Origin of the sequence: Limobrevibacterium gyesilva, assembly GCF_025989185.1 — a bacterium.
GTDB lineage: Bacteria > Pseudomonadota > Alphaproteobacteria > Acetobacterales > Acetobacteraceae > Limobrevibacterium > Limobrevibacterium gyesilva.
The window spans coordinates 1-17,887 of the sequence record NZ_JAPDNT010000018.1; the positions used below are offsets into that span (position 1 = coordinate 1).

At 63.9% G+C, this 17,887-nt stretch carries 20 protein-coding genes and 2 pseudogenes; 16 read left to right on the forward strand and 6 right to left on the reverse strand.

Going from position 1 to position 17,887, the window contains the following annotated elements:
* Nucleotides 1-111: 111 nt before the first annotated feature.
* The 5 genes and pseudogenes from tnpC to OL599_RS17275 all read right to left on the reverse strand — a co-directional run.
* Nucleotides 112-936: pseudogene (tnpC, locus tag OL599_RS17255) on the reverse strand (IS66 family transposase); the annotation flags it as partial.
* A gap of 40 nt (nt 937-976) precedes the next feature.
* Nucleotides 977-1,324: an IS66 family insertion sequence element accessory protein TnpB gene (gene tnpB, locus OL599_RS17260; protein WP_264715097.1), complete on the reverse strand. Its 348-nt coding sequence runs from the start codon at nt 1,322-1,324 to the stop codon at nt 977-979.
* Nucleotides 1,321-1,737: an IS66-like element accessory protein TnpA gene (tnpA, locus tag OL599_RS17265; RefSeq protein ID WP_264715098.1), complete on the reverse strand. Its 417-nt coding sequence runs from the start codon at nt 1,735-1,737 to the stop codon at nt 1,321-1,323. Before tnpA ends, tnpB begins: the two co-directional genes overlap by 4 nt.
* 321 nt (nt 1,738-2,058) lie before the next feature.
* On the reverse strand, nt 2,059-2,460 hold the full coding sequence (locus OL599_RS17270; RefSeq protein WP_264715099.1) for a hypothetical protein: 402 nt from the start codon (nt 2,458-2,460) through the stop codon (nt 2,059-2,061).
* A gap of 347 nt (nt 2,461-2,807) precedes the next feature.
* Nucleotides 2,808-3,293: an adenosine-specific kinase gene (locus OL599_RS17275; RefSeq protein ID WP_264715100.1), complete on the reverse strand. Its 486-nt coding sequence runs from the start codon at nt 3,291-3,293 to the stop codon at nt 2,808-2,810.
* 411 nt (nt 3,294-3,704) lie between these two features.
* On the opposite strand from OL599_RS17275, the gene OL599_RS17280 reads away from it, so the two are divergent.
* From OL599_RS17280 to OL599_RS17290, 3 genes and pseudogenes are all read left to right on the forward strand, one after another.
* Nucleotides 3,705-4,277: a methylated-DNA--[protein]-cysteine S-methyltransferase gene (locus tag OL599_RS17280; RefSeq protein WP_264715101.1), complete on the forward strand. Its 573-nt coding sequence runs from the start codon at nt 3,705-3,707 to the stop codon at nt 4,275-4,277.
* Nucleotides 4,278-4,766: 489 nt separating this feature from the next.
* Nucleotides 4,767-5,003 (forward strand): VOC family protein, encoded by a 237-nt coding sequence (locus tag OL599_RS17285; protein ID WP_264715102.1) that lies wholly within the window; start codon nt 4,767-4,769, stop codon nt 5,001-5,003.
* A gap of 24 nt (nt 5,004-5,027) precedes the next feature.
* Nucleotides 5,028-5,204: pseudogene (locus OL599_RS17290) on the forward strand (VOC family protein); the annotation flags it as partial.
* 118 nt (nt 5,205-5,322) lie between these two features.
* Here OL599_RS17290 and OL599_RS17295 read toward each other — a convergent pair.
* Nucleotides 5,323-5,850 carry a P-loop NTPase family protein gene (locus tag OL599_RS17295; protein WP_264715103.1) on the reverse strand — a complete coding sequence of 176 codons (528 nt, stop codon included), beginning with the start codon at nt 5,848-5,850 and terminating at the stop codon, nt 5,323-5,325.
* 354 nt (nt 5,851-6,204) lie between these two features.
* Here OL599_RS17295 and murA point away from each other — a divergent pair, with 354 nt between their 5' ends.
* The 13 genes from murA (at nt 6,205) to OL599_RS17360 (ending at nt 17,694) form a co-directional block, all read left to right on the forward strand.
* Nucleotides 6,205-7,536 carry a UDP-N-acetylglucosamine 1-carboxyvinyltransferase gene (gene murA, locus OL599_RS17300; protein WP_264715104.1) on the forward strand — a complete coding sequence of 444 codons (1,332 nt, stop codon included), beginning with the start codon at nt 6,205-6,207 and terminating at the stop codon, nt 7,534-7,536.
* A gap of 686 nt (nt 7,537-8,222) precedes the next feature.
* Nucleotides 8,223-8,759 (forward strand): hypothetical protein, encoded by a 537-nt coding sequence (locus OL599_RS17305; RefSeq protein ID WP_264715105.1) that lies wholly within the window; start codon nt 8,223-8,225, stop codon nt 8,757-8,759.
* Nucleotides 8,756-9,160, forward strand: a complete 405-nt coding sequence (locus tag OL599_RS17310; RefSeq protein WP_264715106.1) for a hypothetical protein — start codon at nt 8,756-8,758, stop codon at nt 9,158-9,160. The genes OL599_RS17305 and OL599_RS17310 overlap by 4 nt, the downstream gene beginning before the upstream one ends.
* A 234-nt stretch (nt 9,161-9,394) precedes the next feature.
* A complete protein-coding gene (locus tag OL599_RS17315) occupies nt 9,395-10,123 on the forward strand; it encodes a hypothetical protein (RefSeq protein WP_264715107.1) in 729 nt (242 codons plus the stop codon).
* 115 nt (nt 10,124-10,238) lie between these two features.
* A complete protein-coding gene (locus OL599_RS17320; RefSeq protein ID WP_264715108.1) occupies nt 10,239-10,463 on the forward strand; it encodes a helix-turn-helix transcriptional regulator in 225 nt (74 codons plus the stop codon).
* Nucleotides 10,464-10,588: 125 nt separating this feature from the next.
* A complete protein-coding gene (locus tag OL599_RS17325) occupies nt 10,589-10,888 on the forward strand; it encodes a hypothetical protein (protein ID WP_264715109.1) in 300 nt (99 codons plus the stop codon).
* Nucleotides 10,885-11,886, forward strand: coding sequence for a hypothetical protein (locus OL599_RS17330; protein WP_264715110.1), 1,002 nt, complete (start codon nt 10,885-10,887; stop codon nt 11,884-11,886). Before OL599_RS17325 ends, OL599_RS17330 begins: the two co-directional genes overlap by 4 nt.
* Complete coding sequence (locus tag OL599_RS17335; RefSeq protein ID WP_264715111.1) at nt 11,886-13,430, forward strand: phage/plasmid primase, P4 family; 1,545 nt, start codon at nt 11,886-11,888, stop codon at nt 13,428-13,430. The genes OL599_RS17330 and OL599_RS17335 overlap by 1 nt, the downstream gene beginning before the upstream one ends.
* 712 nt (nt 13,431-14,142) lie before the next feature.
* Nucleotides 14,143-14,529 (forward strand): hypothetical protein, encoded by a 387-nt coding sequence (locus OL599_RS17340; RefSeq protein ID WP_264715112.1) that lies wholly within the window; start codon nt 14,143-14,145, stop codon nt 14,527-14,529.
* Nucleotides 14,530-14,871: 342 nt separating this feature from the next.
* Nucleotides 14,872-15,312, forward strand: coding sequence for a hypothetical protein (locus OL599_RS17345; RefSeq protein WP_264715113.1), 441 nt, complete (start codon nt 14,872-14,874; stop codon nt 15,310-15,312).
* Complete coding sequence (locus tag OL599_RS17350) at nt 15,312-15,653, forward strand: hypothetical protein (protein WP_264715114.1); 342 nt, start codon at nt 15,312-15,314, stop codon at nt 15,651-15,653. Before OL599_RS17345 ends, OL599_RS17350 begins: the two co-directional genes overlap by 1 nt.
* Nucleotides 15,644-17,401 carry an SGNH/GDSL hydrolase family protein gene (locus OL599_RS17355; protein ID WP_264715116.1) on the forward strand — a complete coding sequence of 586 codons (1,758 nt, stop codon included), beginning with the start codon at nt 15,644-15,646 and terminating at the stop codon, nt 17,399-17,401. The genes OL599_RS17350 and OL599_RS17355 overlap by 10 nt, the downstream gene beginning before the upstream one ends.
* 80 nt (nt 17,402-17,481) lie before the next feature.
* On the forward strand, nt 17,482-17,694 hold the full coding sequence (locus tag OL599_RS17360) for a hypothetical protein (protein WP_264715117.1): 213 nt from the start codon (nt 17,482-17,484) through the stop codon (nt 17,692-17,694).
* The last annotated feature ends 193 nt before the right edge of the window (nt 17,695-17,887 follow it).

Here is a 17,887-nt window from a genome sequence, read left to right on the forward strand (position 1 = left end):
CCGCGGATCTCATCGAGGCCCGCGGCCGCAAGGCCAAAGAGGCCGGATAGATAGCTGCACCGACGACTCGTCGGATCAACACGAATGTCCTTGCGGAGCGGGGACCGTCCATAGATAGGTCCACAATCGCCCGGTACTCGTCTTGCCCTTGGCCAGCACCGGCACGGTCGTATCGTCGCCGTGCAGCCGTTCGGCCGACATCACATGTTGGCGGATCAAGGTCACGAGGGGTGACAGCGTGGCCGTGCAGGCACCAACCCAGTCGGCGAGGGTCGAGGTGTCGAGCTCGATGCCCTCGCGGGCGAACGTCTCGCTTTGCCGGTTCAGCGGCAGGTGCTGGGCGAACTTCGCGTCCAGGATGGTAGCCAGCAGCTCGGGACCGGCACGGCCGCGGGCAATGGGGTGGAACGGCGCCGGAGCCTGGCGGATCGTCTCGCATACCCGACAGACGAACTTCTCGCGCACGGTCTGCACGACCTTCCACCGCCGCGGCACCAGTTCGAGCGTCTCCGTCACGTCCTCACCCAGCTTGGACAGCGTGGCCTGGCAGCATGGGCAAGTGGTCGGGCCCGGGATCACCACCCGCTCACGTGGCAGGTGTGCGGGCAAGGGACCGCGGACCGGCTTGCGGCGGCGCCGTCCCGGGCCAGCGCCGCCACCCGCGGGATCAGTGCCAAGGGCCGCATCGTCCTCGGCAGCACCGGCCTCCAACTCCTCAAGTTGCAGCTCCAGTTGGTCCAGCAGCTTGCGGCCCCGCTCGGACGAGGCGCCGAACTGCTCGTGTCGCAGCTTGGCAATCAGCAGCTTGAGGTGCGCCACCATGGCTTCGGCGCCGGACGCGCGGGCCTCAGCCTCGCGTCGGGCCAGTTGCTCGGCGGCCAGCGCGGCGCGCAAAGCGGCTAGGTCGTCCGGGATCGTGTCAGCGCCAGGGATCACGCCCGACAGTGAACCATACCTGGACGGACCTGTGTACCCCTCAGCCCGCTGCCTCCGGACGCCACGTGCGCTGCGGTGCCCGCCAGTCGATGCCCTCCAGCAGCATGGACAGCATCGCAGGTGTGAGTGAGACCACGCCCTCCTTGGCCTGCGGCCAGGTGAACCCGCCCCGCTCCAGCCGCTTGGCGTATAGCGACATGCCGAGCCCGTCGTGCCAGAGAACCTTGACCAGCCCTGCTTGGCGGCCTCTGAACACGTAAAGGTCACCGCCGTGCGGATCGCGCTGCAAGCCTTGCTCGACCAGCAGCGCCAGCCCGCTCATGCCCTTGCGCATGTCGGTGACACCGGTCGCCACCCAGACCCGCACACCCGACGGGACGGGGATCACCCGCGCAAGGCCGCCAGCACGCGCCGCAGCGCGGCTAGGTTTACGTCACTGCCCACTCGCACCTGGCGGCCGCCGCCCAGCTCGATCTCGATCAGGCCCGCTTGCGGCCGAGATGGCGTGGGAGCTGGCGCCGGAACTGACGGCTGCTCCGAGCGTCCCGGACCGGCGCCCGACAGTGGGGCCTCGAAGACTTGTACTGGCATGAACACCGGCATCTCGGACGCCGTCAGCAGTCCGTCGCGTACCTGCCGCCGCCAAGTGAACACCAGGCTCTCGCAGACACCGTGGCGAGCAGCTACAGCACGGACCAGGGAGCCGGGCTCCTGCGTCTCGGCCACGATCCGCAGCTTGGCCTCCAGGCTCCAGCGCCGACGCCGCTCCCGCCCGGTGATGATCTCCACCACCCCGTCCATTCCACCACCCCAACAGCCGCCTTAACCACAGCTTTAAGGTGGCGAGCGACTCACGCCCAGGCGGCCCTCACCGGGCGGATACAGTGCTCCTGCGCTAAATGTCCGTTCTCCACCACCCACAGCGGCGGTAGCTGTGGCGGCGGTTGGAACCGCCGCACACGACCCACGTAGGTCGTTCCAAGGCCGCTTGCCACCTCCGAAGAGCAGACGATCAGGATGGCTCGTAAATCAAATAATCTGACACTCTAGCGGCTTACAGCGGCTTACAGCGGCAGGCGCGCTAGCGCCCGCGCATGACGTCCAAGTAAGGCCCTGCATATCTCAAGGTTTCGGCTGCATGCCCTGCAAAAAGCGAAGCGGGTTGAGCGGACCAATGGGGATCAGTTCGAAGCTCATCATATGTGCTTTTCCCAGAGGCAGCTTTTCGAGCATTTCGTGAGCGACCGCCGGATCGGTGACGTTGATGATGAACGCGACGCCCGGCTTTCCCTGTAGCGAGTACCACTGCTCGATCTTGCCATCGAGGTAGAGGCCGACAGTTTCCCGAACCTCCTCCGGCAGGACGGCAAAGACCTGCGATTGTTCAAAACCGGGATTGATGGTCCCGATGGCGAGAATTTTGGTTGTCGGCGTCGATTTCGTAGCGACTCCTTGTGCGTTTGCGGAATTGAAGCCGACAAGGCATCCGATAAGTGCCATTGTGGCGGCAAGAGCGAGTTTCATGTTATCTCCCTTGTGTGTGTCGCTCAGGCGACCGGGTGAACCCGTTGGGAGAGTATCGCCTGCAAGGCACCCGGATCAGCCTTGAAGCGCTGCCCCGCGATCTTGGTAGGCTCGCCTGGAAAGACCTCTTCGAGGCCAAAATCCAGCGCGGCCAGCGCCTCAACAGCTACCTGGCTCGGCCTGAGCCGACAGAGGCATAGCACCAACGTCTGTTTTCACTTCGCACTGCCCGAAAGCCGACGGTCGCAAATCCACCCATGTCAGCCATTCGGTCCCGCGCAGGCCCATGCCCGCTTTCGGGATTTCTTCGACTGCTGCCGGATGACCGACTTGGCTTCATCCAGCCACTACAGCTTGTAGCCGATCTTTCGCAGCAGGTCTTTGCGCCACGCAATGTCGGCGTCGGCTTCGACACCCAGCGGCGAGGCGCCATCCACCACGCCGAGCACGCCGCGGCCCTGCTCTGTTTGCGCGACAATCACCTGTGTCGGGTTGGCCGTCGCGCAATAGATGTGGCAGACCTCAGGCACCGCGCGCACTGCAGCCAGCACGTTGACGGGGAAGAACCCGTCACCCAGGAAGATGAGGAAAGTGTGGCCGGCGCCGATGGCCAATGCGTTGTCGCGTGCAAGGGCGAGGGCGGCCTCGTCATTACCCGACCAGCGCACTAGCCGTTTACCGGAGGCCTCGCAGAAGGCCAGCCCGAAGCGGATGCCCGGAACCGCGCCGACCAGCGCCTCGTGGATGTCTTCCACGGTCTTGATGAAATGCGACTGTCCGAAGATGAAGTTGGCAGCGTCCGGCTTGACGATGGGCACCACGGTGAGGTCCATGGGTACGCTCCTGCAGGGTGAGCTACGCGATCCATGGTAGGCCGCCGGAAGGTGATTGCAAGCCACCACAGGCGGCCGATTTCGCCCCATCCCAGTCGATAACGACTTGAGGTCGGATGTGCGGTTCGGGGTACTGGCATTGATCGACCGAATGACCCAGATGGGCGCGAAGCAGCCGATCTTGCCATCTGCAACTTTATGGCAGCTGCGCCTCCAAGACCGGACCTCGCAGGTCCGGACGCGAAGGTCCGAGAAGGGTCGAAGGCAGTCATGGCATCTCCGGAGGGATCGTAACGCCAGCGGCCTGCTGACGGCACGCCGTCACCAGGCTGCTCATGCAAGAGCAAGAAACGCCGAGCTCGGCCCGGCTGTTTGTGCTATGGTGTGCGTATGCCAGCCACAGGATTCACATTGTTCGATACTGCCATTGGCGCGTGCGGCATCGCCTGGAGCCCGTGCGGCATCGTCGGTGTGCAATTGCCCGAACGGCACGCCACGGCGACGCGCGAGCGCTTGCAGCGACGCTATCCCGATGTGCCGGAAGCTTCCCCGCCGCCGAAAGTGCAGCGGGCGATCGATGCCATCATCGCGTTGTTGCGCGGTGAGTCACGGGACCTGTCGCACGTCGTGCTGGACATGGGAGGCATCCCGGCGTTCCGCCAGCAGCTCTATTCGGCGCTGCGCAACATCCCCGCGGGCAGCACGATCACCTATGGCGATCTCGCGCTGCGGATCGGCGATGGGTGCACAGCACGAGATGCCGGCGAGGCAATGGGCAAGAACCCGTTCCCAATCATTGTTCCGTGCCACCGGGTTGTGGCGGCGAATGGTAAGATGGGCGGGTTCTCTGCTCGGGGCGGCGTCGCGACGAAGCTGCGGATGTTGAATATCGAGCAGGCGCTGACCGGCAACACGCCCACGCTGTTCGACAGCTTGCCGTTAGGCCTCTCGCCGAAGCGAAGACGAGCGCCAGCCCAGACGTAGCTTGCTGATGGCTTGGCCCGTGGGTGGACGGCGATCAGGCGGACCTTGACCGCCCGGGCGCGCGCTTCGGCTGGCCGATCCCAGCAACCTCCAACGCCTCACATGCAGATCCGAAATCGAGCGCAAGAAGCGCTACGAACCAGGCTGCGAAATGTCCGGTTCCTGGATGGCCTGGCAGGCCGACCTACGGCGGGGTTTGGTCGACGGCGGCGCTAGCCGCCCGGTTCCCCTATGTGTGCAGGGGGTGGAAAGCAGTCATTCCGCCCACACTGCGACGGACGCTCCAGAACTCAAAAATTTTGAAATTGCCGGAAGGTATGACCGGAACATTGACGTAGCGAGCTCACTCAGCGCGAGGGCCAGGCGGCGATCGGGTTGCCTATCCTAAAAATTCGCCGCGGCCGGATTCCCGCATGCTCACGACCGGGCCGAAGACTACTAGCGGCCGTGCCATCATGCGAACATACGAGATCCGCGAATGGAGGACCAATGAAACCTCAGATCGGCGTGATCACGCTGGCCGTGAAAAACTTAGAGCGGGCGCTTGCCTTCTATCGGGCGCTTGGGCTCAAGTCGCCCGGTGTGACAGCAACCGAATTCGCTGGCGACGACACCCACCCCGCGGGCGCATTAGTCATGTTCTGCCTCAACGGGGGGCAGATCCTCGCCCTCTATCCGCGCAGCGAACTCGCGAAAGACGCGGGCATCCCGCAGGGGCCAGCGTAGAGCGGCGAGTTCAGTCTCGGTCACGTTGTCGCGACTCGCGACGAGGTAGACGCGCTTTTGGCCAAAGCCAAGGCGGCGGGGGCGCCCGTCACCGCCCTACACGACCGCCCCTGGGGCATCTACTCCGGCTACTTCCGCGACCTCGACGGACACATGTGGGAAATCATCCACAACCCAAACAGCACCGACGCCAGCACCTGATCGGGCTATATCGAGTCCAAAGAGGGTCCCAGTCGAGACCACAGCCGCCAAAAATCAAGACTTCTGAATCGGGCTTTGCCCGTCATATTGCCGACACTCGTTGCAAATTAGGATATTATCATCGGCCCAGCCCCGCTGAATGATAGAAGCGAGTCAGTTCTCGTGTCGTCGCCAGCTTTACCTTGGGCAAGGTGATATGGTCGAACATTTCCTTATAGCGTTTACGGTTTACGCGCGTGACAACAGCGATATGGTGGATCATCTCCCATTTCACACTATCCCTACCACCTGCTAGCGCCCCGGGCCGATCGCGCTCGAACCATGAACGCCGCAGATATCGTAGAAGGCCGGTCAGCGTCGGAATATCTAGAAGAATGAAGCCTGTTGCCCTTTCAACTCGCTGCGGCAGACACCGCGAATAGTTGCCGTCCATGACCCAGCGCGGCCTCAGGATCGCCTCGTCATGCAATGCGATGAACTCCGCTTCCGGGCGCGGCTCCCACTGCGTGTTTGGCAAATGGTAAAGCTGATCGAGATGAACTGACGGTAGGTCGCGCGCCCGTCCGATGGCCTCGGCCAGCGTGGACTTGCCGCTGTTCGACGGCCCCATGATGCAAATGCGTGGTCCAAGGTCATCAATCGTCATGGCGTGGTGGTGTCCGCTTGCTTGCTGACGACAATATATTGCCAAGGCCGTCCAGAGGCATCACGATGCATAATTCAAGAGTTTCGGAAACTCGGCTGGCGCCAACCCGATCAAGGGGTTGCGCTTTTCGAAACCTATAACCGAAATCGACCATAGGTCCTGGAGGCCCAGAGTGCGTCTGCGTCAGTGCCAGCGGGGAACCCGAGTCTACGGTAGGAACGCTTTGGGTCACGGCGGCGCTAGCCGCCCGGTTCTCCTACGTGTGCAGGGGGTGGGCAGCGGACTCTTGATGTCGACTTGGCCGGATAGTGCCTCTCCGGTTACGTTGGGAGCGGATGCCAGGGATGCCTCTTGATGCACAACGCTGCTGACCGGTCTTTGCTCGCGGCTTCTCCCTGGTGGTGTCCCGAACCGGGGACAAGTCTCCTGATCCAGGGCGGGCGTCCGCTGGTCGGGACCTATCCGATCAGCGGTGCAAAGAATGCCGTGCTGCCGCTGATGGTCTCGGCCCTGCTCACGCCGCACCTAGTGACCCTGCACAACGTCCCGGCCAGCCTTGACGTCGCGGTGCTGTCAAACCTGCTCCACGGCCTCGGTGTCGGCTTGAATTGGTCCGCCGGTCATACGTCACTCTCGTTGACGCTCTGTGCCGATCACGTGCATCCGGCGCAGGTGGACGGCGTCCTCGTGGAGCGGATGCGTGCGTCTGTCCTTTTGCTCGGCGCATTGCTGGGCCGTTGCAGGAAGGCCAGCCTGCCAATGCCCGGCGGGGATGCCATTGGCCTGCGCGGCATCGACTTCCACGTCGCAGGCTTCCGCGCGATGGGGGCCGAGGTAGACCTCGCCGGGGGCGTGATTCATGCCAGTGCTCCACGCGGCCTGCGTGGAGCGGAGATCGTGCTGCCGCAGCCCTCGGTCGGCGCGACGGAGAACCTGCTGCTCGCGGCCGTGTTGGCGAAAGGCCGAACCGTTATTCGCAACGCCGCGCGTGAGCCGGAGGTAACCGACTTGGCCTATTGCCTAACGGCGATGGGCACGTCGATCGAGGGTGTGGGCAGCGACGTGCTGACCATCAACGGAGATGCGCCGCTCACGGGAGCCGTGCATACGGTGATGCCGGACCGCATCGAACTGGGAACCATGGCCTGCGCCGCCGCGATGACGGACGGAGAGATGAGGCTGGAGCATGCCCGGGCCGATCTGCTCGGCGCGGCCGCTGCCATCTTTGCGGCGGCAGGAGTCATGCTGGAACCGACGGAAACTGGCTTGATCGCCCGTCGCGCGGCGGAAGGACTGACCGGCACTGACATGCAAACCCGGCCCTACCCGGGCTTCGCCACCGACCTGCAATCGCCGGTGATGGCGATGCTGACGACGGCACGGGGTGCCAGCGCCATCACCGAAACCATCTTTGAGCAGCGCTTCAGACATGTCGACGAGCTCAGAAAGATGGGCGCCAACATTGCCATTCGTGGACGAACTGCCTGGGTGCGTGGTGTGGAGCATCTGACCGGTGCCCGTGTAACGGCAACGGACGTCCGTGCTGCTGCAGCGCTTGTCCTGGCAGGTCTGAGTGCTAGCGGCGAAACCGTCGTGGATGGGTTGGACCACCTCGATCGTGGTTATGATCGGATGGCGGGCAAGCTCGTGGCATGCGGAGCCGCCATTGCCCGATCGACCATGTGAAGCCAAGGACCGCTTCGGGTCGTCAGCCGCGCTATTGTTCACCTCTCCGTAGCCGCGCGTCCTGCTCCAGAGCTGCGATCCTTTCTCGGCGCTCCCGGGTCCGGTTCTCCAGCGCCAGCAGTGCAACTACTACGCACGCGAGAGCTGAACCGAAATATTCGCCCGCGACGTAACAAGCAGCACCTATTGCGCCCAACAGGCCTTGCACATGAATAGTGGTCACTCGGTTGCTAGCCTGTCGCTTAGCGACAGCGGCTTCTTCAGGTCCAGCCTCGTACATCGAGCACCTCTGTCCGTTTTTCGACCGGGGGCGCAGGCTGCAAAACGGTGATTCAGTCCGTGCTTGCTGGCCTGCGGCCTTTGGGCTGCGGTGAGGGCGGCTCACCCTCCGCAGCAAGCCCGCGCTCAATCAGCCGGCGGATAGCCTCCCCGCGGCTGCGTATCCGGTTTGCAAATGACCAGTCGTCGAGCGCCTTCAGCTCGGACGCAGTCATCATCACCGGGACGCGCTGGTCCTTTGGTTCATCCTTCATCGTATGACAGTAGCCCAACATGGCAAGTTGCACAAGTTGGTTGACATCGCGCCAAAGTTAATATGTTGTGCAAGTTGTCCAGTTGGACAAGACGGCCGAACGGAGTGCGCCAACACCCCGCCCGGCCTAACCCTAAGCACGGAGATTGAGTCCATGCCCAAGGCTACTCAACAGCCTACCACACCCGGCACCGCGCCGGTTGCCACATCCCGCCGCATCCTGCTCGGCGCTGCTGCTGCACTACCACTGGCTGCCGCCTTTCTCCCCAGCGCTGGAGCGAGTGGTGTCACCGATCCGATGGCGGCGTTGTATCGCCAGTTTGTAGACGCCGAGCAGCGAGGCGAGGCCCTTTCTGCCTCGGCAATGGCGTTGAGGACCAGTCTCGTTCTACGCTGGGGCCACCCCACACAGCAGCAACCGGCCTATACGCTCTGGGCGCACGACCCAGATTACGTCGCGCTGCGAGATCTGAACGACCGATGCGATAGTTGCTCCGAAGAGAGCGCGCGGATCATAGACGCCATGTTTGCGGCTCCAGCCATGACGCTGGAGGCTGTCCTTTATAAAATCCGCGTCGCCCTGGCTTCATGGCCCCGCAGCCCGGATTTTGAATCAGATATCCACGAGGATCTCGCGTTCGACGTTCTGCAAGACGCTGCGCGCCTGCTGGCGGGGAGGGTCGAATTGTGAGCGCCCGTACAGTCGACCTCGCCGCCCAACTCCACCACATAGCGCCTGTGCTCCCCGTCACGACGACAAGGGAGGCGCCGGATGCCGAACTGCTGGCCCTGTCGAATCGCTTTCTAAAACTGGAGGCCCGCAAGCGACGTCTCTTTGACATGGAGTGCGCAGCCGAGGAACGAGGCGATCGGACCAAGATGCTCTTGTTGCGCGCCAAGTCCGAGGCCGGTCGCGATGACTACCTGGCCCTGCTGGACCGGATTGCGGAACAGCCAGCGCACACCTTGGAAGGACTCCGGGCGAAGGCCGCCGCAGTTTATGCATTCTACGCCCCCGATCCGCCCGGCGGGAGCGTCGCCGATGGCGTGATGTGGTCGCTGGTGAACGATCTCCTGAGGGACGCGCCATGAGGGCTGCCCCGATCCGAGACTGGTCGGCACCGGCGCGCGGGCCGATCCGCTGGCGTCGCCTGCACCTCGCCCGCCTCGTGCTGCGTCTCACTTGGCTGCGGCTGCGGATTGCATGGATACAGGTCACGATGGCGCTGGACGGCGCTGGTTGGGGGGTGCATGAGACGCAAATTCATGGCACCTGCACGCCCTAAGGGGCGGCAACCCGGCAATGCGCCATCGGACGGACGTGAAATGCCCTATCTTGACCTGACAGATGAAATGATTGGTCCGAAGCGGACCCGACTCAGCCTGACGTACATCGAAGGCGTGATGCTTTGGCCCCATGATGAGGCGGCCCGTAAGAGTGCGTGGGATACCGCCTATGGCGCGCACTTGCTGGAGACGCTGGCCAAAGCTGCCCCGCGAACTGAATCTCCCGTGCCAGTGGATGCTCGCGACGCTCTGTTGACGATGAACTTCCTCGCGAATGCGCGCCCCCTGCCCGAAGTCCAGGAATCGGCAAAAGCGGCGTGTGCCCGCGGGTTTGTCGCTGGTGAAATCTTACGCCTGGCGCTAACCGAGCGCCATTCGGGGGCGGAGGCCGGCATAACCGCGATCAAATCCAAAATTGCTGAAGGTCTACAAGGCAAGGAACATTTCGAGCGACTATCCCTCAGCACGATCGAAAATTCCATTTGGCGCATCTATCGGCCGGTATCTCATTTGTACGCCGCATCTTTTATGCTCGCACAACAGCATATTGCTGCATCGCAACCGCACGCGTTTCCATGTCGACTTGATGAATTGCCAGATTTCCTGGCGCTGTCTGAGAAACTGCGTTTGAACGGAGAGGGCCACCATCCGCGCCAATATGCCGGAACGCTTCTGGACCCCGAGACGACTTGGGCCGTTCCGGCCAATCTCTCCATTCCCGAGGTTACGATCACGTGGAACGGGCGCAGCTCGCAGGCAGTGTTCTAATCGCCCTTGGAAACGATTCGGAGTTCTCTAAACGCAATTAGAAAGGACCGCGGCGCCTTTTGGCGGCAATTGGATTGCTCCGGGCGGCTCTAGGCCGCAACTAAAGGAGCGATCCATGGCACCCCAGACGAAACGGTATCTGAACGAGATTGTGGCAGCCCAGATTGTGGGGCTGTCGCCGCGCACTTTGCAGCGCATGCGTCATGAAGGTTGGGGCATCCCCTATTGCCGCATGGGACTGCGCCGCATTGTGTACGACGCCGACGAGATCGAGAAGTGGGCTACCGGCCGCACCTTCCGACATCGTGCTGCCGAACTTGCCAAGCAGGTCGCCGCGTAACGAAAGCCCCCGCGACGCGGTGCGTGCGGGGGCAGATCAGTTTGCGAAGTTGTCGGCGGCATCTGACACATAGCGCAAGCCGGTTGCCCATTCAAGCACGCGTCGCGTCCGATTGAGGACGCGAAATGAAGATTCCGAATAATGTCGACATCCGACTGGCCATACTGCCCGATCTCGGGAGTGGCGCGGTCGCTTTCGTCATAGTCGCGCCGGCACCGCTCAAAGCGGACCTGTCACTACTCCGCCGCCCCCGTGGGTTGTCTGCGCTGCTGACGCATGACGCTGGGCTGTCCTGGCCGGACCCGCGTGGCGTCGCAATCGCTGAGACGGCCCTCAGCGCCGGTTATCCCGTTGCGCTCAAGTTCGCCAATCTCGCCGATGCCTTGACTTGCCACGGCCGGCTGGTGCGGGAGGTGCGGCAGTGACGGACGACAACATCACCGTCTTGCGCGCCCGCGGTCGCCGCCTCGCTAAGCGGGTCCGCTCTGACGGCACGATCGACGCGTACGACAGCGCGCGGACCTACGACCTGTTTACCGCGCCGATCGCCGATCTCGCCGCACTGGCGACGCTGCTGGATCGGCTTCTCGCCCGCCCCGACTGCGCCGTGGTCCGTGGCGCCATCATCGATCCCGCCAGGACGCAAGGCGTCAGGCGGCGTGTCCATCCCGATCCCAGCACAGGCGAGTGCCCGACGTTGCGGGAGGCGCCGCGCCTATGGCTAGCGCTGGACGTGGACAGCGCTGAGCGGCCGGAGGCCGTGCCAGCGCATGATCTGCCCGGCTGCGCTGCGGCGGCAATCAGGGGGCTCCCTAAGGCATTTCACGACGCATCGTGCATCGTCCAGGCAAGCGGCAGTCACGGGCTAAAGCCAGGGCTCCGGTTGCGGTTGTGGTACTGGTTGAGCCGCCCTCTCACAGGCCCGGAGCTTAAGCGGTGGTTCCGGGGAGTCCCGGTCGACCCCGCCGTGTTCCGGCCGGCACAGGTGATCTACACCGCCGCGCCGATCTTCGACCGGGCCGCTGACAATCCCCTGTCGGCGCGCATGGTGGCCGTGTCCGGCGCCTCAAGCACGGTCACTGCGCCCTCAGCCGCGGCGCTGGCGCCCCCGCGCCGACCACCCGCCCCGTTACCATCTCCACGCGCCCCTTCTGCCAACCGCTACGCCAGCGTCGCACTGACCAACGCTGCAGCCCGCGTCTACCGTGCAGCCGAAGGCCGGCGGCACGACACGTTGCTATCCGAGGCAATCGGCCTGGCTCGGTTCGTCGCAGCCGGGCTTCTGACCGAAAGCGAAGTAGCGGAGACCCTGCGGGGCGCGGGCGAGCATGTCGGAAAGCCTGGTGAAGAGTGCGAGCAAATCGTCGCCTGGGCGATCGCGCACCCATCAAACCGGCCGTTGCCGGCGGGGATCGGACGTTGATGGACGCGTTCAACGATCTGGCCCACGCCGCCACCCCCGCCAGCACGCGAGCCGCCGACGCCTTGGAACTCGCCCGCCTGGCAGCCCTCTCCCCACTGGACTACGACCGGGAGCGCAACGCCGAAGCCGAACGTCTCGGCGTCCGTGTGTCCGTCCTGGACGAGGAGGTGCGCAAGGCCCGCGGCTACCCTGAGAACGTCACACCAGACGACGCGGAGGCCCGGCCGCCCGAATTCACCGACGAGGCACTAGCCCTACGCTTCGCTACCACCCACGAGAACCGCCTTCGCTACGTCGCGGCATGGGGGCGCTGGTTCATCTGGGACGGCACCACCTGGCGCGCTGATGAAACCATGCAAGCATTCGACTTCGCCCGCGCCATCTGCCGGCAGGCCAGCGCCGAGTGCAACGACCCCGACGACGCCGCCAATATCGCTGCGGCTCGGACCGTGGCAGCGGTCGAGCGCCTAGCCAAGGCCGACCGCCGCCTTGCAGCGACCGTCGACCAGTGGGACGCCGACCCATGGCTGCTGAACACGCCGGACGGTGTCCTGGACCTGCGCACCGGCCAGCAGCGCCCGCACCGGCCGGACGACTATCTGACGAAGATCACCGCAGTCCCCGCATCTGGCGACTGCCCGCTCTGGCGCGCTTTCCTCGCCCGTGTGACGAACGGCAACGTCGAGCTTCAACTGTTCCTGCAGCGGATGGCCGGGTATGCCCTGACCGGAAGCACCAAGGCCCATGCTCTGTTTTTCGTCTACGGGCTCGGCGGCAACGGCAAGGGGGTGGCCTTGAACACCATCACCCGCATCCTGAACAGCTATGCCGCCGTCGCCTCGATGGAGACGTTCACGAGCAGCCCCAGTGACCGACACCCAACCGACCTGGCCATGCTTCGTGGCGCCCGCTTGGTGACGGCCCAGGAAACCGAAGAGGGCCGGCGCTGGGCTGAGTCCCGCATCAAGGCCATGACGGGTGGCGATCCCATCACGGCGCGGTTCATGAGGCAGGACTTCTTCACGTTCACTCCGCAGTTCAAATTGATTATCGCCGGGAACCATCGTCCCGGCCTCCGCAACGTCGATGAAGCCATCCGGCGCCGGTTCCACCTGATCCCCTTCGACGTGAAAATCTCGGCGGCGGAGCGTGATCCCGACCTGCCGGACAAGCTGGAGAAGGAATGGCCTGGCATCCTCCAGTGGGCGGTCGATGGGTGCATGCTCTGGCAGGAGCGTGGCCTCGCTGCCCCCGAGACCGTCATCAACGCCACCGAGGAATACCTTGAGGCGGAGGACGCCACGGGGCAGTGGCTGGACGAGTGCTGCATCCAAGCCCGGCACCTATACGCCACGTCGGGCGCGCTGTTCGCGTCATGGAAGGCGTGGGCCGAACGCACTGGCGAGTTTGTCGGATCGCAGAAGCGCTTCGTCCAGTCGCTTCAGTCCCGGGGCCTCCTCGCCAAACGAGAGGGTGGAACCGGGCGTTCCGGGTTCGAGGGCATTGGACTTAAGCCAGACCGGGAGCCTCCGGAATGGGCGTGATCCGGTTTGTGAGGGATTGTGATGGGTCTCCTGTATATCGGCGTCCACGCGCGCGTGACGGTGTTAATGCGAAAGACCATCACAATCCTTCACAACGCACCGGCACAGCGCCCCACAGCTCGATAGCCGCCTGCATGGCCCGCGCTGCCGCTGCCCTGGCCGCACCGCCTGGTGACGGCGACGAAGAGGAACGCGAGGCCATCGCCGCTGAGCCTGAACTGCCAGCACCTGGCACCCTCGAACGCATCCGCCTGGACGCGCGCCAAGCCGCCACCGTGGCCGGGCTATTGGTCGCAAGCCGGTGGCCGCGATGATGCCCCACGGGGTCGACAAGTCGGCGCCTCGCCTCGCCAGGGACCGCACTTGCCCGCAAATTTCCCACGTCCAGATAAAAATTCCAGGCCGATCGCCCAAAGTCTCATTTTGCGGAAACGTGCGTCTGACGACTGGGCGGTCCAGCGGGCAGTGGCGCCCAAGTTACAGACCCCGGGGGCCTCGCATCTTCAGCGGAATAGCTACCCCCGGCACCACGCCAAGCTCATCCAGAGATTTTGGTCCCTGTTTGATTTCTTTTCAAACGTCGACCCGACCACCGGGCAAATCCTCCGCTCCGCGCGCCAGGGGGATCGAGAGTCGGGGCCGCCATTCCCCCGCGACCGAACAGGCCGTCCACGCACAACGCCGCGAATCTGTAGGAAAAACCTGACCTGCCATGACCGATCGACCGCCCCCGACACCCCACCGACCCGCCCGTGATCTGCCAGCACCTCCGTTCCACCTGAAGCCGATCGTGCTGCGGAGTGACGCGCCCCGCGCCGACGTCGCCGAGTTCGTCCGCCAACTGGCATCGGTGACGCGCAATCCGCACCTCGCACGCGTCGCGGCTTCGCTTGGCAAGCCTGGTGGCCGCCCGCCCGCCGATGATGCTGATGCGCTCTGTCAGGTGGCGTGGCTCATCGAATCCGGCGCCGCAACATCGGTCGAAGCCGCCGCCCGGTACGTTGCGCGGACGCTCGATGGCGAGCACTCGCAAGATGCAGCTGCAACACGCCTCGCCCGCAAGTTTCGCCGGCAGAAACCTCCGCACAAAACCACTTAAATCCGTGGCGACGTTATGCGGGTGAGGCGTACGATTCGCCTTATGAACGCACCCTCATTATTCCGAAAAGCCAGCTCTACAACTGGGATTTCGAACACGCCGCCTACCGAAGAATTGCCACGGCCGACGCTGCGTGAGATATCCTCGCGGTGGGCCGCTTTGTCAGATCGGCTCGCCGAACTGTGCCGCCGCGAAGATGAAATCATCACCGAGCTACTACCCCTAAACGAGCAGGCGTCCCGCGACGGTCTGAATCATTGGTCGAAGACGGACCCGGCGCCCCCGCCCCCGCCCAAGGCGCCGCCCGAACCTCGTAAAGGGGCGTTGGCACTCCTGGACGGCATGATCGACCCGCAGCCATCGCCGCAGCCCCCGAAGCCGGAGCCACTCATCCCGTACGAGCACCCCTTGTCGGGAAGGCTGCGCGCCCTCTCGACCGAGTTGCAGGACGTGCGCGGGGCGATCGAGTTACTGCGGCCAGAACTGGCGAGAGCGAAGCTGGAGGGTAGCGCCGCGCTTTGCGAGGCCCGCACGCCCGAATACCGCCGGATTGTCGGACGGTTCTGCGCAGCCCTCATCGAACTCGGCGAGGCGACCCGCGAACACGAGGCCTTCGTGGACACTGTCCGCGATGCAGCGTGGAGCTTCATCCGGCCGATTCAGCTCTCCTCTCTTGGAGATCCCGCAGAGCAGTATTCGGAGTTCCGTCAGCTGCTCGGCTGGGCCGCGGAGTGCGGTCACTTCGATGCGACCCAGATCCCGCAAGGTTGGAGGAAAGCGTGATGGCACAAGACATCAACGATCGGCTGAAACGAGAGGCCGAGGACCGCAGGATGGACCGCGCAACCGCGGCGCTGAAGGCCCGGATGGAGCAAATCCGGTCCCGCGCGCGTGTCGTTTTGCCGGCGGCCAGCGCCAAGCCCCCCGCCAAGACAGCTCGGCCGGCGGCTTCCCCGCCGAAGCGGATTGCGCCCAAGGCGCTTGGCCACAGCCTCCCGTCAGCGCGCCGCCGCATCCCGGCTCTGTCGCCTCAGATCCGAGCGATGGTCGATGACCATCTCCGCCGCCGCGCAGCACGCGCCCCCCTGTCCCTGCGTATGGATAGTCGTCTGAAATGGCGCTGATCGTCGCTGACCGCATCCGCGAAAGCCTTGTCGTCAATGGCACGGGCCCGCTCACCTTGGGCGGGCCCGTGCTGGGGTTTGCCACCTTCGCGTCGGTTTGCGCGGTTGGTGACACAGTGTATTACTGTATTGTGGACGCAGGGAAGGGCGACTACGAGATCGGCCTCGGCACGTTTGGCGCCGGCAACACGCTGGCCCGCACGACTGTCTATTCGAGCAGTAACAAGGGTGCGGTGACTAACTTCGTCGGCAATCGTTGCGACGTGTTCCACAGTTTTCCAGCGACTCCGCTGCGGAATGTACTGACCGCAACTTCGTCGCCATCCGCCAAAGCGTCATCCTACATGGTAGCGTGCCGGCAAAGGTCTGTTCCGGACACGAATACGACCGACACGACAAGCAATTCTCTCAACAGTCGGATGACCTGTTTCGCGCCAGCGCGGGCCGGCCTGACCGACATCGTGCTTGCTTTTCCGGGTTGGGGCGTGAACAACCCGGAAGCGGATCTGCCGCAGGGCTACAGTGTCACCGCCTCTATCGAGTATCCAGCAGGCGTATTCACGCCGGTCTACGGCGCGGATGGAAGCCGCACCCTCACGGTCGCAGCCGGCAGGACGCTGCCGCGGTTCCAGCCGGCGTGCATCTCGATCCCTGCCGGCGCGCAGTTTTGGGTCAAGACGTACGCGACATGGACGGTCGGCACGTTCTGGCTGTCTCGCCACACCGCGGCATGGATCGTCGGGGATTGGACCGTTCGCGGAACGGGTCTGACCGATGAGACGCTTGTTGCAGGAGCGCGCACCACCACATCCGCTGACGGTTTCGCGCCTTTCGTCTACGCCCGATTGACGAGTCCCACGGCGGTCCTTGGCCTGATCGGGGACAGCATCACGCAGACGGCGGTGGAGTGGGGCGAGCCTTCAACCGGGTCGTCGTTCCTTGAGCGCGCAATGCGCGGACAGATCCCCATAATGAATCTAGCCAGGAGTAGCGACCAGGCCAGCTTTTATTTGTCGCGACACGAAGGCCGCGACATCGCACTGCGCGACGCTTGCACCCATGTCTTCATTGGCTACGGTCGCAACGATATCGTTTCGTCAGATGTCTCCGCGCCTAAAAGTAATGTCGCCAAAATATACGATCTGTGGCTCAAAAGGGGCGTGAAAGTCTACGGCAATACGATCACGCCGTACACGCGATCGTCAGACAACTGGGCGACCCGCGCGAATCAGTATTTCGACGCACCCATATTAGATAGAGAGCCGGGCCGGATCGCCTACAACAACTGGCTACGCGCGAGTTGGCAGAGCCTTGGTCTAAGCGGGTTATGGGATTGGGCTTGGGCGGTAGATCCGAACGACACTGGTTTTCGGAGCGCCGATGGCGTTTTCGGCAACAACGCGGCGGGCACCTCGGTCCTTGCCGGCGGCTCTATATCGTCCGCTACCATGGGGTCGTTCAATGCCCTTGGGAATGCAGGTGGTTCCGGCTACCCGGCTAGCACGAGCGTTCCTTGCGTCGTCCGCACATATCCCGGAACAGGCGGTTCCGGCGCAGTCGTCACGGGGAATGTCAATGGTTCCGGACTAGTGACGAGCTACACCGTATCGAATGGCGGTGCCGGCTATACTTACCCGCCGATGGTGGCGCCGATGGGTGCGTGGACCAACGATGGGATTCATCCGAACCATCGTGGATACAACGAAATCATTACTTTCTGCGGAATCGCGCCGGAGCTTTTCGCGTAACAGTTATCGGTGTTCAGCTCGCACGCCCGCAGGGCCCGCGGGTCCGCTGTCGGCGATTGATTCCCGCCATCTCACCCCTCATGGACTCATTGGCGCATGAACCCGAACAACCCGTCTCCATCACCCTCCCGCCGCAAGCTTGGAACGTCGTCGCGGAAGGGCTGACCCATCTGCCCTACCGCATCGCCGCGTCGCTTCTGGACGAGATCCGGAAGCAGTTCGCCGAGGCTACGAAGACTCCCGAAGTGCCGCAGCCGGACGCGGCGGTTATGGCGAAAGCCGCGCTGGCCTAGCGTGTGGGTTGGCCCGCCTCTAGGCGATCACTCGCGCCATCGGCCGCCGCCCACCTGGCATCGCTACCAATGAGCCGGCATTGTGTAATGCGCCGCCTGTGCTACCAGGAATGCTACGAGGTAAAACGACGGTTCGTTACGGCCCGAAGTCAAGCCACGCCTTTGACTTTGAGATCACGTGCCCGTCCGTGGT

What these genes read in the sequence shown, in the direction of transcription:
- OL599_RS17320 (WP_264715108.1), top strand. Translation starts at nt 10,239, where the DNA reads ATGGCACCCCAGACGAAACGGTATCTGAACGAGATTGTGGCAGCCCAG.
- OL599_RS17350 (WP_264715114.1), top strand. Translation starts at nt 15,312, where the DNA reads ATGGCACAAGACATCAACGATCGGCTGAAACGAGAGGCCGAGGACCGC.
- OL599_RS17275 (WP_264715100.1), bottom strand. Translation starts at nt 3,293, where the DNA reads ATGGACCTCACCGTGGTGCCCATCGTCAAGCCGGACGCTGCCAACTTC.
- OL599_RS17340 (WP_264715112.1), top strand. Translation starts at nt 14,143, where the DNA reads ATGACCGATCGACCGCCCCCGACACCCCACCGACCCGCCCGTGATCTG.
- OL599_RS17285 (WP_264715102.1), top strand. Translation starts at nt 4,767, where the DNA reads ATGAAACCTCAGATCGGCGTGATCACGCTGGCCGTGAAAAACTTAGAG.
- OL599_RS17315 (WP_264715107.1), top strand. Translation starts at nt 9,395, where the DNA reads ATGCCCTATCTTGACCTGACAGATGAAATGATTGGTCCGAAGCGGACC.
- murA (WP_264715104.1), top strand. Translation starts at nt 6,205, where the DNA reads ATGCACAACGCTGCTGACCGGTCTTTGCTCGCGGCTTCTCCCTGGTGG.
- OL599_RS17355 (WP_264715116.1), top strand. Translation starts at nt 15,644, where the DNA reads ATGGCGCTGATCGTCGCTGACCGCATCCGCGAAAGCCTTGTCGTCAAT.
- OL599_RS17360 (WP_264715117.1), top strand. Translation starts at nt 17,482, where the DNA reads ATGGACTCATTGGCGCATGAACCCGAACAACCCGTCTCCATCACCCTC.
- OL599_RS17270 (WP_264715099.1), bottom strand. Translation starts at nt 2,460, where the DNA reads ATGAAACTCGCTCTTGCCGCCACAATGGCACTTATCGGATGCCTTGTC.
- OL599_RS17305 (WP_264715105.1), top strand. Translation starts at nt 8,223, where the DNA reads ATGCCCAAGGCTACTCAACAGCCTACCACACCCGGCACCGCGCCGGTT.
- tnpA (WP_264715098.1), bottom strand. Translation starts at nt 1,737, where the DNA reads ATGGACGGGGTGGTGGAGATCATCACCGGGCGGGAGCGGCGTCGGCGC.
- OL599_RS17325 (WP_264715109.1), top strand. Translation starts at nt 10,589, where the DNA reads ATGAAGATTCCGAATAATGTCGACATCCGACTGGCCATACTGCCCGAT.
- OL599_RS17335 (WP_264715111.1), top strand. Translation starts at nt 11,886, where the DNA reads ATGGACGCGTTCAACGATCTGGCCCACGCCGCCACCCCCGCCAGCACG.
- OL599_RS17345 (WP_264715113.1), top strand. Translation starts at nt 14,872, where the DNA reads ATGATCGACCCGCAGCCATCGCCGCAGCCCCCGAAGCCGGAGCCACTC.
- OL599_RS17295 (WP_264715103.1), bottom strand. Translation starts at nt 5,850, where the DNA reads ATGACGATTGATGACCTTGGACCACGCATTTGCATCATGGGGCCGTCG.